Source organism: Pseudomonas sp. LABIM340, assembly GCF_040017195.2.
GTDB lineage: Bacteria > Pseudomonadota > Gammaproteobacteria > Pseudomonadales > Pseudomonadaceae > Pseudomonas.
Genome location: NZ_CM200227.1, coordinates 4,111,653 through 4,126,445, shown reverse-complemented (window position 1 = coordinate 4,126,445; position 14,793 = coordinate 4,111,653). Strand labels below are relative to the sequence as shown.

The following is a 14,793-nucleotide window of genomic DNA, read 5'->3' as shown; positions in this document are numbered from 1 at the left end:
ATTGGAAGGCAACCCCATGACCGCAAGAATCGATCTGACCCAGCTACCCAACAAACCCCTGTGGTTCGAGCAGGGCCCGTCCCGCGCGCCGCTGGAAGGCACCACGGACGCCGATGTCGTCATCGTCGGCGCCGGCTACACCGGCCTGTGGACGGCCTACTACCTGCTCAAGAGCGATCCCTCGCTGCGCGTGGTGCTGCTGGACAAGCGCGAAGTCGGCTTCGGCGCCTCCGGGCGCAACGGCGGCTGGGCCTCGGCGATCTTCCCGATCTCGCTGGACCGCGTCGCCCAGCTGTATTCCCACGACGCCGCCCTGCAACTGCAGGCGGCCATGAACGAGACGGTGGACGAGATCGGCCGCGTCCTCGCGCTGGAAGGCGTCGAGGCGGATTACGCCAAGCAGGGCTTTCTCTCCCTGGCTCGCAGCGAGCCGCAGCTGGCCCGTGCTCGGGCAGCAGTGGGAGGCTCCGCACGCTTCGGCCTGGCGAACCAGTGGCAACTGCTCAGCGGCGCGCAGGCTGCTGCTCGAGTTGGCGCCGAAGGTACGCTGGGCGGGCTCTATACCGAGCATTGCGCGCTGATCCATCCCGGCAAGCTGGTGCGTGGCCTGGCCCGGCTGGTGGAGACGATGGGCGCAACGATTCATGAGCACTCCGCCGTCACCGAGATGGCTCCGGGCGTGGTGCGCACCGCGCGCGGCTCGGTCAAGGCCGGTTTCACCGTGCGCGCCACCGAGGCCTTCACCTCGCAGCAGTCGGGCTTCTCGCGCTTCGTCATCCCGCTGTACTCGCTGGTTCTGGCCACCGAGCCGCTGCCGGTCGAACTGCGCCGCCAACTGAACCTCGACCACCGCCTGGCCTTCAACGACATGCGCCACCTGCGCGTCTACGGCCAGGTCACGGCCGAGGGCCGGCTGGTCTTCGGCGGGCGCGGCGCGCCGTATCGCTGGGGATCGCGGATCACCGAGGACGCCGACCTGGTGGACAGCATCCACGGCAAGATCCACCAGACGCTGCTGGAATTCTTCCCTGCGCTGCGCGACGCGCGCATCACCCATCGCTGGGGCGGCGCGCTGGGCGTGTCGCGCGACTGGTGCCCGACCGTGAGCATCGACCGCGCCAACCGCATCGCCTGGGCCGGCAACTACGTCGGCGACGGCGTCGCCACCAGCAACCTGGCCGGGCGCATCCTGCGCAACCTGATCCAGGGCCGGGACGAGGCGATCAACACCTTGCCCCTGGTCAACCACCGCTCGCCGTCCTGGGAGCCCGAGCCGCTGCGCTGGCTGGGTGTCAACAGCGGGCTCGCCGCCGCCTCGCTGAGCGACATCGAGGAGCGCGTCACCCATCGACCATCCCGTACCGCGATGCTGCTGGAAAAGCTCACCGGTGCGCACTGACAGGAGTATGCCGTGACCACTTTCACGATCCTCAAATCCGCCGCCCTGCAAACGCTGCCGCTGGTCAAGGCCGGCCAGCGCGCCGGCGCCGACCGGGGTGATCCGCAGATCGCTATCCAGCAATTGGCGCCCGAGGCCACCGGCAATCTCGGCGTCTGGGAGTGCCAGCCCGGCGGCTGGCCGGTGGTGAACCGCCCGGACACCGAGTTCACCTACATTCTCTCCGGCCGAGCGCAGCTGACGGACGATGCCACCGGCGAAACAGTGGAGGTCACCGGCGGCGACCTGATCATCCTGCCGCCAGGCTGGACCGGGCGCTGGGACGTGCTGGAAACCGTCCGCAAGGTCTACGCGATCTACTGACCGAAGCCTTTTCACCGACGGGAAAATCACCCCCGTCGAGTCTGATATCCCGGGCGCCGTGCAGCGCCCCCTGAACGAGAAAGCGCAATGACCAACAGCATCCTCAACTGGATTTCCGGCGCTCAGGTCGAGTCCACCAGTGGCCAGCAACTGCCGGTCTACAACCCGGCCACCGGCGTCGTTACCGGCCAGGTGCAACTGTCCAGCCACGCTGACGTGGACTCCGCCGTTGCTTCCGCCAAGGCCGCGTTCCCGGCCTGGAGCAACCTGCCGCCGCTGCGCCGCGCGCGCATCCTCAACCGCTTCCTGGCGCTGCTCAACGAGCACCGCGACGACCTGGCTCGGCTGATCACCGCCGAGCACGGCAAGGTGTTCACCGACGCCCTGGGCGAAGTCACCCGCGGCATCGAGATCGTCGAGTTCGCCTGCGGCGCGCCGCAGCTGCTGAAGACCGATTTCACCGACCAGGTCAGCACCAACATCGACAACTGGACCCTGCGCCAGGCGCTTGGGGTGGTGGCGGGCATCACCCCGTTCAACTTCCCGGTGATGGTGCCGATGTGGATGTTCCCCGTGGCCCTGGCCACCGGCAACACCTTCGTCCTCAAGCCGAGCCCCATCGACCCCAGCCCGAGCCTGTTCATCGCCGAACTGCTCAAGCAAGCCGGCCTGCCCGACGGCGTGTTCAACGTGGTGCAGGGCGACAAGGAAGCGGTCAACGCGCTGCTGGAACACCCGGACGTACAGGCGGTTTCCTTCGTCGGCTCTACGCCGATCGCCAACCATATCTACGAGACCGGCGCACGCCACGGCAAGCGCGTGCAGGCCCTCGGCGGCGCGAAGAACCACCTGGTGGTGATGCCCGACGCGGACATCGACCAGGTCGTCGATGCGCTGATCGGCGCGGCCTACGGTTCGGCCGGCGAGCGCTGCATGGCGATCAGCGTGGCAGTGTTCGTCGGCGACGAGACCGCCGAGAAAGTGATGCCGAAACTGATCGAGCGCACCCGCAGCCTCAAGGTGCTCAACGGCACCAACCTCGACGCCGAGATGGGCCCCATCGTGTCCCGCGCGGCGCTGGAGCGCATCACCGGCTACATCGAGCAGGGTGTGAAAGAGGGCGCCACGATGCTGGTGGACGGCCGCGGCTTCAATGGCGAAGTGGCCGGCGAAGGTTGTGGCGACGGTTTCTGGCTGGGCGGCACGCTGTTCGACAACGTCACCCCGGACATGCGCATCTACAAGGAAGAAATCTTCGGCCCGGTGCTGGCGTGCATCCGCGTCAAGGATTTCGCCGAGGCAGTGCAACTGATCAACGACCACGAGTTCGGCAACGGCGTCAGCCTGTACACCCGTGACGGCCACGTCGCCCGCGAGTTCGGCCGGCGCATCCAGGTAGGCATGGTCGGCATCAACGTGCCGATCCCGGTGCCGATGGCGTGGCACGGTTTCGGCGGCTGGAAGAAGAGCCTGTTCGGCGACATGCATGCCTACGGCGAGGAGGGCGTGCGCTTCTATACCAAGCAGAAGAGCATCATGCAGCGCTGGCCGCAGGCGATCGCCAAGGGCGCCGAGTTCGCCATGCCGACCAGTAACTGATCCCCTCGGCGAGTAACCCACAGCGGCCCCGTACTTCGGTACGGGGCCGCTGTGCATTCAGCTCGGGCTGTCGAACAACCCCATGTTCTTGCCGGCCTGGAGGGCGATCCACAGGCGGGCGATGCCCTGGGTGGTGGTGGGCTTGATGCCGGTGAGCTGCTCGACCAGCCTCAGGCGATAGACCAGCGTCTGGCGGTGGATGCCGAGGTCGAAGGCGGTGGCCTTCCAGTTGCCATCGTTCTCCAGAAAGGTCAGCAGTGTCTTCAACAGCGCCGCGCCCTGGGTACGGTCGTGCTCGATCAGCGGGCCGAGGTAACGGCCCACCAGCGCGCGGGCCTCGGCCAGGGACTTGGGTGCCATGATCAGCCCGGTTTCCACCTCGCCATAGCGCAGCATATCGGCCTCGACTTCCTGGGCCTGGGTCAGCGCCAGGCGTGCCTGGCGGACGCTTTCGCGGAATCCCGTGGCCGCAGCGATGGGGCCGCTAATGCCGATCACCGTGCCTTCGCCGAGGTTGCTGCGCAGAGCATCAAAGACCGCGTTGTCGTCGCGGCTGATTGCCAGCAACAGAGCGTTGTCGCTAAGCAGCAGCGGGCCGGCGTTATGCAGCGCGGGTGCCTGGTGCAGCTCGTCCGCGCTCCACGCACCACGGCTGCCCGGTTTGATCGTCAGACACACCAGACTGCCGACCAGCCCGCGCTGTTCGAGCAGGGGGCGGGCGAGGCTGAATTCGGTTTCGCTCTCCATCAGGCTGCGCAGCAGTGCCGCGCCTTCTTCGCGCTGGGTGTCGCGCTGGATCATCAGGCGTTCCAGTTCGACGCCCAGCAGACCTACCAGCGAGCGCACCAGGATGGGGTCGTCTAGCGTACGTTCACCCTTGCGCGCCAGCACCAGATTGGCCCGCGTGCGTCCGCCGATGGGGATGCGCTCGACCTGTTCCGGAGCCGGCTGGCGCGAGGAGCGGGACTCGACGATGGTCTGGCCGCTGACCGCGTCTTCGATGGCCAGGTTCAGGTCCAGGGTCATGGCCAGGATCGACAGCCGCCCGGCCATGCCCGGTTCCTTGCGCAAAGCATCGGCGTAGGTCTGGAACAGTCGCTCGCTGGCGTTGAAGCGTTCGCGTTGGGCCTGCAGTACGCTCTCGATCACATGGTGCGAGAGTTTGTTGAACTCCAGCTCGAAGCTGGCGAGCAGCACCGGGAAGAGCAGGCGGTCGGCTGCCTTCAGCAGCTTGGAGGAGAGCTTGGGCGCATTCGGCCTGGGGGCGTATACCAGCGCACTGGCGTTGCTCTGCACCAGCTGCTCCAGCCAGCTCACCTGATCACCCGCGCCGCTGGGAATGCCGAGGCCCGTGGTCATCACCAGGTCGCCCGGCGAAATCCAGCGCCAGGGGTCGGGCAGGTCGACGGCGTGGGCCCAGGTGATCAGCCGGCTGGTGCCCGGAAGGCCGGCCACGGCCCGCAGTTTCAGCGCTTGGATGTCGATCAGGTCCTGCACCGTCAGCATGGTGTTTCCGGTCCTCGGTTGGCGAGACCTGCATGCTACCGGCTAACGCTACTACAGGCCATGTCGGCGCCGCTCGCGCTGTCCCCTCGGCGGATCAGGTGGACGCTACGCGCAAGCCCCCTCGACGCGATTGCGCCCGGCGGTCTTGCCACGGTAGAGCGCGCGGTCGGCCTGCTGCAGGTACTCGTCGAGCGCCTGCGTGCTGGTGAAGGCTTCCGAGACGCCGATGGTGGCAGTGCAGCGGATCGGTTGATCCGAAGTCGCGCCCGGCACCTGGCTTTGTTCGATGGCCGCGCGGGCGCGCTCGGCCAGTTGCAGGGCGCCGGTCCTGTCCGTGTTGAGGCCGACGAGGACGAACTCCTCGCCACCCAGCCGACAGGTCAGGTCGCCTTTGCGAGCGGTGGCCTTGAGCACCTGGGCCACATGGCACAGCACGAGATCGCCGACCTTGTGGCCGTGGCTGTCGTTGATCTGCTTGAAGTGATCGATGTCCACGATCAGCAGGTAGGCGGGCCCTGCGTTGCGGGAGCGGAAGTGCGCATCCAGCCCCTCGACCAGCCCGCGACGGTTGAGCAATTGCGTGAGCGGGTCATGGGCGGCCATGGTGCGCAGCTCGTCCGTCAGGCGCCGCAGCACCAGCCAGACGGCGCAGGGCGGCAGCACGGTGCCGAGGAACGACATGTAGAGGTAGAAGACTTTCTGGAAGCCGCTGTTCATGTCCAGCGCCGCCAGCCCGCCCTGGAGGATCATCGCGAACTTCGCGGCGTTCAGCACGCAGATGCCGCCAATCAGCACGGCAAACACGATCATCTCGACGCGCAGATCCCTGGCGACATTCTGCCGGGCGTAGAGCACCGCCACGGCCATGCCCAGGAACAGCAGGGCGCATGAGCCCGCCAGCAGCGCATGGCGCGCTTCACTTCCGAGGGTGGATTGCACCGTGAGCTGCAATACCGTGTAGAGGACGGCCAGCGTGAGCAATGGCCGCCACACGGCGGTCGGACGATCGAAGAAGCGCAGGGCGCCAAGGACGTAGGCGACGGGAGCGCAGAGGGTCATCGTGTGGTTGACGACACTCATCGCCCCCCAGTGCGCCGGGCCGCCGAGCAACTGCAGGATGTAGGCGAGCCCCAGCAGGAAATTGCCCAGGGCGAAGACTTCCATGCCCATTTTCTTGCCGTTCAGCCGGGTGCTGATCAGCAGGAACATGACGCTGAAACAAAGCAGGTGCACGCAGAGCATGCTGAGGATGACAGTGGTGACCATGGGTTCGCGTCAGTGAAGGTGTAGCAAAGGGAGCCGGGCAGCGGAGCGGCGGCGGGCGCGAACCTGGCACTCCAGGCCGCATCTGGCGTACTCGGCGGAGTCGTTCGGGGCCGGGGCACCTAACCATATGTATAGCGGGAAGGCAATCAGCCAGCATGGTACACCCCCAGGGACGGCTTCCCCAGCTCTGTCGACAGCCCGGACCGGGGCTACAGTTCACTGTCGAGGACGATACCGGGGGATGGGCCAGGAACCGGGACGTTCCGAGCAGTCAGAGCCACTGACCCTGGAGAAAGGGCATGCCCAAGAAAATCATCATTTCCTTTGACGGGACCTGGAATACCCCGGACGCGAAGTCCGAGATCAAGGGCAGTAAAAGCACCAACGTCTGGAAGTTGCATGCTTCCATCCTTCCCACGGACAGCAACGGCACCTCGCAGGCCAAGTGGTACGACAAGGGCGTCGGCACTGCGTGGTACGACCGCCTAGCCGGCGGGGCATTCGGCGTGGGGCTTTCGGAGAATATTCTCGACGGCTACCGGCAACTGGTCAGTACCTACGAGGCCGGCGATCAGGTCTACGTGTTCGGTTTCAGTCGCGGGGCCTATACCGCCCGCAGCCTGGTGGGGCTGATCCGCAACGCCGGGCTGCTCAAACCCGAACACATCGACCTGACGAACGAGGCCTACGGCCTGTACCGCACCCGCGACGAGGGCGCCGACTCCGAGCGCGCCAGGCTGTTCAGGGGCAGCTTCTCGCGGGAGATCACCATCCACATGCTCGGCATCTGGGACACCGTGGGCGCGCTGGGCGTGCCGCTGGAGTCGTTCGACTGGTTCAACAAGGCCTATTACGAATTCCATGACACCGAGCTCAGCTCGATCGTGCACAACGCCTTCCACGCGCTGGCCATCGACGAGTGGCGCAAGAATTACCAGTGCACGCTCTGGGACCCCAAGAGCAAGCCGAACCAGCGGGTGGAGCAGGTGTGGTTCTCCGGCGCCCACGCCAACGTCGGTGGTGGCTACGCGGACAACAGCCTGTCGGATATCGCGCTGGTGTGGATGATCAACAAGGCCATCGAGTGCGGGCTGGCGGTGGACACCGGCAAGACCCCGAGCCTGCCCACCACGACCCTTCCCATCACCAACTCCTACAAGGAGTTCCTCGGCGGCGCCTACAGCCAGTTCACCCAGCCGCATTACCGGGATATCGGCAACACCTCGTTCGGCCAGGAGGCGATCGATCCGAGCGTGGAGGAGCGCCTCAAGCACGACGCCCAGTACAAGCCGAAGAACACCGTGGGTGGCCATCTCACCGGCAATTTCACGCCGGTGGGCAAGATTCGCTGAAGGGAAGGGCGGCCCAGCGGGGCGGGCGCTTCAGCGCTTCACGCAGACGAACAATGCGTTGCCCGAGCTGCCTGCCCAGGGGGTGATTCGCTCGTAATCGTGCTCGAAGACCTGCACCTCGAAGAGCGGCTCCAGCAGGCGCTGCAGCTCGGCGAAGGTCAGGGCGACCATGGCGTGCTCGTCCTGCCAGGCCTGGGTCTCGCCGGCGCTGGCCTTCTCGATGCTCAGGCGCAGCGCCTGGCGCTCGCCCGCGCCGCTGTAGTACCAGCCCGAGCCGAAGGTGAATTGGCTGCCTTCGTGTTCGACCGAGTGGCGCACGAAGGAGCTGTTGTCGATCAGCGCCTTGTCCACGCTGTTGAAGCAGAACACGCCGCCGTCCGCCAGTGCCTGGTGCACGCTCGCCAGGCACGCCTGCAGCTGTACCACGCCGGGGTTGTAGTGGATCGAGTAGAGGAAGCAGGTGATCAGATCCTGCGGCTCGTCGACGCGGAAACTCGCCATGTCGTGGCAGCTGAAGCTTGCCTCGGGGCAGCGCTGCTGGGCGATGTCCAGCATCGGCTGGTTGATGTCCAGGCCGGCGCTGGCGTAGCCGAAGTCGAGGAAGTGGCGTACGTGGGGACCGGTCCCGCAGGCGAGGTCCAGGTGCCGGCGCCCCTGGTTGCCGAACAACTGGTGCAGGCGGCGCACGCAGTGGCTCTGCGCCTGATAGTCGATGTCGGCGCACATCAGGTCGTAGTAGGAGGACAGGTCGGTGTACAGCGCATTGGAGGACATAGGCAGCCAGACAGAGAGTTCGCCGGAGGTTTCGGCGCGGCATGGTACATCAGCCGTGGGTCTTCTCCGCTGAAATCGGACGTCCCGCAGGCCTGCTCATTCCCCGGTCTGGCGCCACTGGTTGCGGTAATGCCGTGGCGCCGTGCCGGTGATGCGCTTGAAGGCATTGCTGAAGGCGCTTTCGGAGCTGTAGCCCAGCTCGCTGGCCAGCTCCGCCATAGTCACGTCGCTGCCGCGCAGCGCCTGCTGGGCCAGTAGCATGCGCCACTCGCTCAGGTAGGTCAGCGCCGGGATGCCGGTGATGCTCTTGAAGTGCACGGCGAAGCTGGTGCGCGACATGCCCGCCGCCCTGGCCAGTTCGCCCAGCTGCCAGGCGCGGCCGGGCTCACCGTGCATCAGGCCCAGCACCGGGGCCAGGCGCTTGTCGCCGGCTGCGCGGAGCCAGCCGCAGGAGACTGAGTCGGAGGATTCCAGGTAGGCGCGCACCGTCTGCACGAACAGCAATTGCGTGAGCTGCGCGGATACCGCGCTGACCCCCGGTCGCCACTGGTTGCGCTCCTCGACGATCTGGTCGAGCAGCCATTTCAGCCGCTCGGCCTGCTGCGTGCCGGAATGTACCTGCATCACCGCCGGCATCAGGCGAAACGCCAGTTCCTCGCTGGTCGGGTCCAGGCGCACGTGTCCACCGAGCTGGATGCAGTCCTCGCCACTGCCCAGGATGGCGGTGCGTTCGTTCTCACCGCCGCTGAACACGTCCATGGCCTCCAGCGGTTTCAGCGCCAGGTCGCTGGCCAGGACGAAGGCGCGGCGCGAGCAGAGGATGAACACGTCGCCCTCCTTGATCCACACCGGTTCCTCGTCACCTTCGATCTGCAGCCAGCAACTGCCCTTGATCAGCGCGAAGAACTTCAGGTGCTGCGGCGGCGGGAAGCGCAGGCTCCAGGCGCCACCGGCGCTGAAGCCGCCGGCCACCGTCAGTTGCGCATCGGCCACGCGCAGGAAGTCGGACAGCGGGTCGGAGCGGGTAGCCGGGTACTGGGTCATGACGAGGGGCCCTGGGGTGCCGAAGCGGATGCGGCCCAGAATCGCACCGGGCTCTCGCCGGGGCAACGGCCAACCGCGCTACCGGCAGATTCGAACTCTCGCGCAAGTAAAGCGCACTCCAGCGCATTCACGGTTCGACGGCGCGGGCGTAATTTTTCCCGCATCCGACTACAGCCTTGCCCGAGAGAGTCCATGAAAGACGAATTGGTGTTGGTGACCGGCGGGACCGGTTTCATTGCCCAGCATTGCATCCTCGCCCTGCTGCGCGACGGCTATCAGGTGCGTACCACGGTGCGTTCGCTGGCGCGGGAAGCCGAAGTGCGCGAGCAACTGCGCGAAGGTGGCACCGACGCAGGAGAACGCCTGAGCTTCGTGGTCGCCGACCTGAGCCAGGATCGCGGCTGGGCGGAAGCCGTCGCCGGCTGCCGCTACGTGATCCACGGGGCCTCGCCGACGCCCACGGGTGCGCAGACCAGCGAGGAGGAATGGGTGCGCCCGGCGGTCGACGGCAACCTGCGGGTGCTGCGCGCCGCACGCGATGCCGGGGTGAAGCGGGTGGTGCTGACCTCGGCCTTCGGTGCCATCTGCGCCGGACACGGGCAGATGACGCGGCCCTTCGACGAGACCGACTGGAGCGACCTGAGCAGCCACAACGTCTGGCTCTACCAGAAATCCAAGACTCTCTCCGAGCGCGCCGCCTGGGACTTCATCGCCCGCGAAGGGCAGGGTCTGGAACTGTCGGCAGTCAACCCGGTGGCCGTGCTCGGCCCGGTGCTCGGCGCCGACTACTCGCACTCCATCCGCCTGGTGAAAAGCCTGCTCGCCGGCCAGCCGGGCAGCCCGAAGATCAACTGCGGATTCGTCGATGTACGCGACGTGGCTGACCTGCACGTGCTGGCCATGACTCACGATGCCGCTCGCGGCGAGCGCTTCATCGCCACCGCCGGTGACAGCCTGGGGCTGGGCGATGTCGCGCGGGTTCTCAAGGAGCGTATGGGCGCCGTGGCGGCGAAGGTCTCGACGCGTGTGCTGCCCAACTGGGTGGTGCGTCTGGGCGCGCTCAAGGACCCTGCGCTCAAGGGCTCCGTGCCGCTTCTCGGGCTGCGGATGAACTCCAGCAACGCCAAGGCGCGCAAGCTCCTGGGCTGGTCGCCGCGCCCGGCCGAGGAGGCCATCGTGGCGACCGCGCGCAGCCTGGACAAGCTCGGTCTGCTCGATTGAACAGGCCCGGATAACGCAAAAGCCCCGTCCCGCATGAGCGGGGCGGGGCTTTCTGGCGCAGGCTGTCAGTAATCCCAGAAGCCGGCGATCCAGCGGAAGGCATCGCCGTCGATGGCCACGCGACCCACCGAGGGGAAGGGCAGGTGGGTGGCGACGAACAGTTCGCCGCTGGCCGCCGCCTCCCGCAGCAGACGCACCCGCACATGGACCGACTCTTCCGGGTCGTGCTCGAAGCCGTTGTGCCATTCCGGATGGTCGAAGGCCACCGGGAACAGCGCGTCTCCGGCAAAGGTCAGGCGCTCGCCGGCGGAGTCGACGTAGACGATGCAGTGGCCGGGAGTGTGGCCACCGGTGAGTTTCGCCACCACGCCCGGCGCTACCTGGAGCTCGTCCTCGAAGATGTGCAGGCGGCTCTCATAGTGGGCCATGAACTCATTGGCGGTGCGCCGCAGGACGTCTGGCACCGGCTGCGGCATCTCGGTCAGGCTGAAGTCGGGGATCTTCCAGAAATCGACTTCGGTGGCCGTGACGTGGATACGCACCTCGGGGCTCAGGCCGTTCTTCACGGTGTCGGTGAGCAGCCCGCCGATGTGGTCCATGTGCATGTGGGTGATCACGATATCGGTGATCGACGACAGCTCGATGCCGGCATCCTTCAGGCGCTTGGGGAACTGCCCGGCGCGGGGGAAACCGGGGAACTGGTTGCCCAGGCCGGCGTCGACCAGGATGGTCTGCTCGCCGCTGCGCACCACCAGCACGTTCAGTGCCCAGTCGAACATGTCCGGGCCCAGGTACATTTCCTTGAACCACGCGGCGCGCTCTTCCGGGGTGGCGTTGGTCGACATGGTTTCGGTCGGCAGCGGCAGCACGCCGTCGCTGACCACCAGCACGTCGATCTCGCCCACGCGCAGGGCGTAACGCGAAGGCACCAGTTCCTGAGCCGGGGTGGTGGCATCGGGCTGGGCGAAGGTATTCAGGTGCATGGTCATGGCGGTTCTCCTGTTGCTTGTTAGGTCGAGTCCATCAGGCGGGTGGCACTCCCTCTGGGCGAGGGAGTGCGGGCGGAGCGAACAAAGTGGATAGAGCGGATAGAGCGGTCAGGCCACCGGGATCAGCGGGTCGGCGGCGGCCAGGGCGGCGCGGCGGTCGGCGGCCGGCGGGTAGATCCACACGGTGTTGATCTGCGTCTTGAGCTCCTTGGCCTCGGCCTTCACCAGCTTCAGCTGGCGGTCCCAGCCTTCGGTGTACACGGCGCCCCAGGCGCCCAGGTCGAGACAGGTGACGTACTTGGGCTGGCGGTACTGGGTCGGGGCGACGCCCAGCAGGTCGGCGGCGGCGTTGTTGCCGGCGTGGCGACCGAGGCTGATGGCGTGCTGGCAGGACATCACCGCGAAATTGCCGATGTCGTCGGTGGCGGCGTAGGCCACGTCGCCAGCGGCGAAGACATTCTGCAGGCCGCGCACCTTGAGGTTGCCGTCGACGTGCAGGCGGCCCTGGCCATCACGTTGGGCAGTCAGCTGTTCGGTCAGCGGGCTGGCGCGGAAACCCACGGTCCAGATCACCGTGTGGCTCTCGATGTGGCGGCCGTCGGCGAGGGTCACGCCGTTGGCGTCCACGGAGGCTACCGTGGCGCCGGTGATCCATTCGATGCCCAGGCTGTCGGAGGCCTCGATGATCGACGGGCGGATGCCGTCGCCCATCACCGCGCCGATGCGCTCGCCACGGTCGACGATGACCACGCGGACGTCCTGGTCCTCACCCAGTACCGCACGCAGGCGGGCTGGCATTTCCGTGCCGGTCTCGATGCCGGTGAAGCCGCCGCCGGCGATCACCACGGTGTTGCGTGCGCGGCTGGCCGGCTGGTTGCGCAGCGACATCAGGTGGCTTTCCAGATGCGCCGCCGATTCGATCTGGTCGACATCGAAGGCATGTTCCTTCAGGCCCGGAACGGGCGGGCGGGACAGCTGGCTGCCGCTGGCCAGGACCAGGCGATCGTAGCTCAGCTCGCCAGTGCGGCCGGTTTCGTCGCGGTAGCCGACCTTGCGGGCCTGCTCGTCGATGCTCTCGGCGGTGCCCTTGACGAAGCGCACGCCCACGGCCTCGAACAGCTCGGTCAGCGGAGCGAACATGCTGTGCACGTCGGGTTCATAGAAGCGCGGGCGGATGCGCAGTTCGGCCTGCGGCGCCAGCAGGGTGATCTCCACATTGTTGTTGCCGTGCATGTCCAGCAGGCGGGCGGCGCTCAGTGCGCTCCACAGTCCACCGAAGCCCGCGCCAATAACCAGAAGTTGCTGTTTCATCATGTGCTCCTGACTCGAATGGATGAATTGTCTTGAAGTCACTGCTTCAAGTTCGGCGTGACGCTGACGGGTAGTTGCAAACCGCGGTTCGCGTTGTTCTGTCTGCAGTCGTCCGCTGTGAATCCATGCTAGGGAGGAGAACTTCCGGGCGCACTTCTACATCGGTGTGCGGGAATTACGCATGTGTTGAAGAGAACTATACGAAGGTATCGACGGGGAACCGTGCGAAGTACTTTTCAGTGCAGTGCAGTGCAGTGCAGTGCGGTGCGGTGATCAGGGGCGGGAATAACTTGCGGGGAAAATGCGCGTTCAGGATTTCAGCAGCAGGGCAGTCTCGATGCAGTCCAGCAATTGTTCCGCTTCGAACGGCTTGGGCAGACAGGCGATGACGCCGGGCATCGCGGTGTTGATGCGCGGCTTTTCTCCGGGGTAGGCGGTCATGAAGATCACCGGAAGGTCCAGGCCGCGGCTGCGCAGCGCTTCATAGAGTTCCACGCCGCACATGCCCGGCATCTGGATATCGGAAATCAGGCAGCTGGCCAGTTCCGGGCCGTCGGAGCCGAGGAACTCGCGGGCCCCGCCGTAGGTGCGCGCCAGGTAGCCGGTGGCGCGCAGCAGGCCTTCCAGCGCGGTGCGAAGGGATTCATCGTCGTCGACTACTGCAATGACTGCCTTGTTGCGCATTTGCGTCTTTTGCATCCTCTGGGGCGCTCGTGGCGGCGCCTGGCGTACTTGCAAGATACGCCCTCGGACAAGGCGGAGAAGTATACCTAGGTATAGTCGGGCAACACCTGGGTATGGATATTCCGGCTGGTAGTCTGATGTGAGTGATATTCGCGGCAGGAAGTTGAGCGGAACAATACCCAGGTATTAGTTCGGATAACCAACGGGTGGCGATATTGCACCCATGTACAACTGACTCAGCGGTTACGCCTGAATAATCTGCAAGCACATCGCAAGCCTGGAGAAGTGAACGGGCCCAGCGAAAGGCAGTTCGGATGCAACTTTCACCAGGCGGGCGAAACCATGAACAGAAATGACCTGCGACATGCCGACATCAACTTGCTGGTTGTCTTCGAAACCATGATGCGCGAGCGCAACGTGACCCGGGCGGGCGAACGCCTGTTCCTCTGCCAGACCACCGTCAGCAGCGCGCTGAACCGCTTGCGGACGATGTTCGACGACCCGCTGTTCATCCGTAGTGGGCGGGCGATGGAACCCACCGCGCGGGCCGAGGAAATCCACGTGCGCCTGGGCCCTGCCCTGGAAGGCATCGCCCTGGCCCTGAGCTGCGCAAGGGAGTTCGACCCGCGCACCAGCGAGGAGACCTTCCACGTCGGGCTGTGCGACGAAGTCGAGTACGCGCTGCTGCCGCGGCTGATGCAGCAGCTGCGCGCCGAGGCGCCGAACATCACGCTCGTCGTACGGCGGGTCGATGCGCTGCAACTGCCGCAGCTGCTGGTCGCCGGGGACATCTCCCTGGGCATCGGTCACGCGCAGGAGCTGCCGGCCAGCGCCCACTGCCGCAGCCTGCGCCCGGTGCAGCCGATGCTGCTGCGCGCCGATTCGGCGGCGGCGCCGGTGAGCCTCGACGAATTCTGCCGGCGGCCCCATGTGGCGGTGTCCGCGCTGGGCAAGGTGACCGACGACGTCGACCGCGCCCTGGCGCGCCATGACCGGCAGCGCCGGGTGGTGCTCGCGGTGCCGCAGTTCAGCGCCTTGCCGGCGCTGCTGGCCGGCAGCGACATGCTCGCCATCGTGCCCGACTACGTGGCCCAGGCGATGGCTCGGGTGGATGGCCTGCGTGCCGAATACGCACCGCTGCCGCTGTCGAGCCCGGACCTGGCCATGGCCTGGCGCGGCACCAGCCATGCCGACCCGCGCGAGCGCTGGCTGCGGACGTTCTTCGCCCGCCACCTGGAACAGCAGCCGGAGCGTGCGCTGGCGCTGGCCGTAGCCTGAGCGAATC

13 protein-coding genes are annotated in these 14,793 nt (G+C 66.5%); 6 read left to right on the top strand and 7 right to left on the bottom strand.

The window, feature by feature from the left end; translation table 11 throughout:
• The first annotated feature begins 16 nt into the window (after nt 1-16).
• The 3 genes from ABKS89_RS18745 (at nt 17) to ABKS89_RS18735 (ending at nt 3,361) form a co-directional block, all read left to right on the top strand.
• Nucleotides 17-1,399 (top strand): NAD(P)/FAD-dependent oxidoreductase, encoded by a 1,383-nt coding sequence (locus ABKS89_RS18745; protein WP_138214616.1) that lies wholly within the window; start codon nt 17-19, stop codon nt 1,397-1,399.
• 12 nt (nt 1,400-1,411) lie between these two features.
• Complete coding sequence (locus ABKS89_RS18740; RefSeq protein ID WP_138214615.1) at nt 1,412-1,762, top strand: cupin domain-containing protein; 351 nt, start codon at nt 1,412-1,414, stop codon at nt 1,760-1,762.
• A gap of 87 nt (nt 1,763-1,849) precedes the next feature.
• Nucleotides 1,850-3,361: a CoA-acylating methylmalonate-semialdehyde dehydrogenase gene (locus ABKS89_RS18735; RefSeq protein WP_348586559.1), complete on the top strand. Its 1,512-nt coding sequence runs from the start codon at nt 1,850-1,852 to the stop codon at nt 3,359-3,361.
• A gap of 57 nt (nt 3,362-3,418) precedes the next feature.
• Here ABKS89_RS18735 and ABKS89_RS18730 read toward each other — a convergent pair whose 3' ends face one another.
• Nucleotides 3,419-4,867 carry a PucR family transcriptional regulator gene (locus ABKS89_RS18730; protein ID WP_138214613.1) on the bottom strand — a complete coding sequence of 483 codons (1,449 nt, stop codon included), beginning with the start codon at nt 4,865-4,867 and terminating at the stop codon, nt 3,419-3,421.
• Nucleotides 4,868-4,972: 105 nt separating this feature from the next.
• Nucleotides 4,973-6,133 carry a GGDEF domain-containing protein gene (locus ABKS89_RS18725; RefSeq protein ID WP_138214612.1) on the bottom strand — a complete coding sequence of 387 codons (1,161 nt, stop codon included), beginning with the start codon at nt 6,131-6,133 and terminating at the stop codon, nt 4,973-4,975.
• Nucleotides 6,134-6,432: 299 nt separating this feature from the next.
• On the opposite strand from ABKS89_RS18725, the gene ABKS89_RS18720 reads away from it, so the two are divergent.
• Nucleotides 6,433-7,485: a T6SS phospholipase effector Tle1-like catalytic domain-containing protein gene (locus ABKS89_RS18720; RefSeq protein ID WP_138214611.1), complete on the top strand. Its 1,053-nt coding sequence runs from the start codon at nt 6,433-6,435 to the stop codon at nt 7,483-7,485.
• 30 nt (nt 7,486-7,515) lie between these two features.
• Here the strand turns inward: ABKS89_RS18720 and ABKS89_RS18715 are convergent, their stop codons facing one another.
• The gene (locus ABKS89_RS18715; protein ID WP_138214610.1) at nt 7,516-8,259 is read right to left on the bottom strand and encodes a class I SAM-dependent DNA methyltransferase; all 744 of its coding nucleotides are present in this window, start codon (nt 8,257-8,259) and stop codon (nt 7,516-7,518) included.
• A gap of 96 nt (nt 8,260-8,355) precedes the next feature.
• Nucleotides 8,356-9,303, bottom strand: a complete 948-nt coding sequence (locus tag ABKS89_RS18710; RefSeq protein ID WP_138214609.1) for an AraC family transcriptional regulator — start codon at nt 9,301-9,303, stop codon at nt 8,356-8,358.
• 192 nt (nt 9,304-9,495) lie between these two features.
• Between ABKS89_RS18710 and ABKS89_RS18705 the strand changes: the two genes are divergently transcribed.
• Nucleotides 9,496-10,524, top strand: coding sequence for an SDR family oxidoreductase (locus tag ABKS89_RS18705; RefSeq protein WP_348586558.1), 1,029 nt, complete (start codon nt 9,496-9,498; stop codon nt 10,522-10,524).
• A 65-nt stretch (nt 10,525-10,589) separates the two neighbouring features.
• On the opposite strand, the gene ABKS89_RS18700 is transcribed toward ABKS89_RS18705, so the two are convergent.
• From ABKS89_RS18700 to ABKS89_RS18690, 3 genes are all read right to left on the bottom strand, one after another.
• Nucleotides 10,590-11,513: an MBL fold metallo-hydrolase gene (locus ABKS89_RS18700; protein WP_081518426.1), complete on the bottom strand. Its 924-nt coding sequence runs from the start codon at nt 11,511-11,513 to the stop codon at nt 10,590-10,592.
• Nucleotides 11,514-11,621: 108 nt separating this feature from the next.
• Nucleotides 11,622-12,824 carry an NAD(P)/FAD-dependent oxidoreductase gene (locus ABKS89_RS18695; RefSeq protein WP_348586556.1) on the bottom strand — a complete coding sequence of 401 codons (1,203 nt, stop codon included), beginning with the start codon at nt 12,822-12,824 and terminating at the stop codon, nt 11,622-11,624.
• A gap of 309 nt (nt 12,825-13,133) precedes the next feature.
• Nucleotides 13,134-13,523 carry a response regulator transcription factor gene (locus ABKS89_RS18690; protein WP_348586554.1) on the bottom strand — a complete coding sequence of 130 codons (390 nt, stop codon included), beginning with the start codon at nt 13,521-13,523 and terminating at the stop codon, nt 13,134-13,136.
• Nucleotides 13,524-13,850: 327 nt separating this feature from the next.
• On the opposite strand from ABKS89_RS18690, the gene ABKS89_RS18685 reads away from it, so the two are divergent.
• On the top strand, nt 13,851-14,786 hold the full coding sequence (locus ABKS89_RS18685; protein WP_192295301.1) for a LysR family transcriptional regulator: 936 nt from the start codon (nt 13,851-13,853) through the stop codon (nt 14,784-14,786).
• The last annotated feature ends 7 nt before the right edge of the window (nt 14,787-14,793 follow it).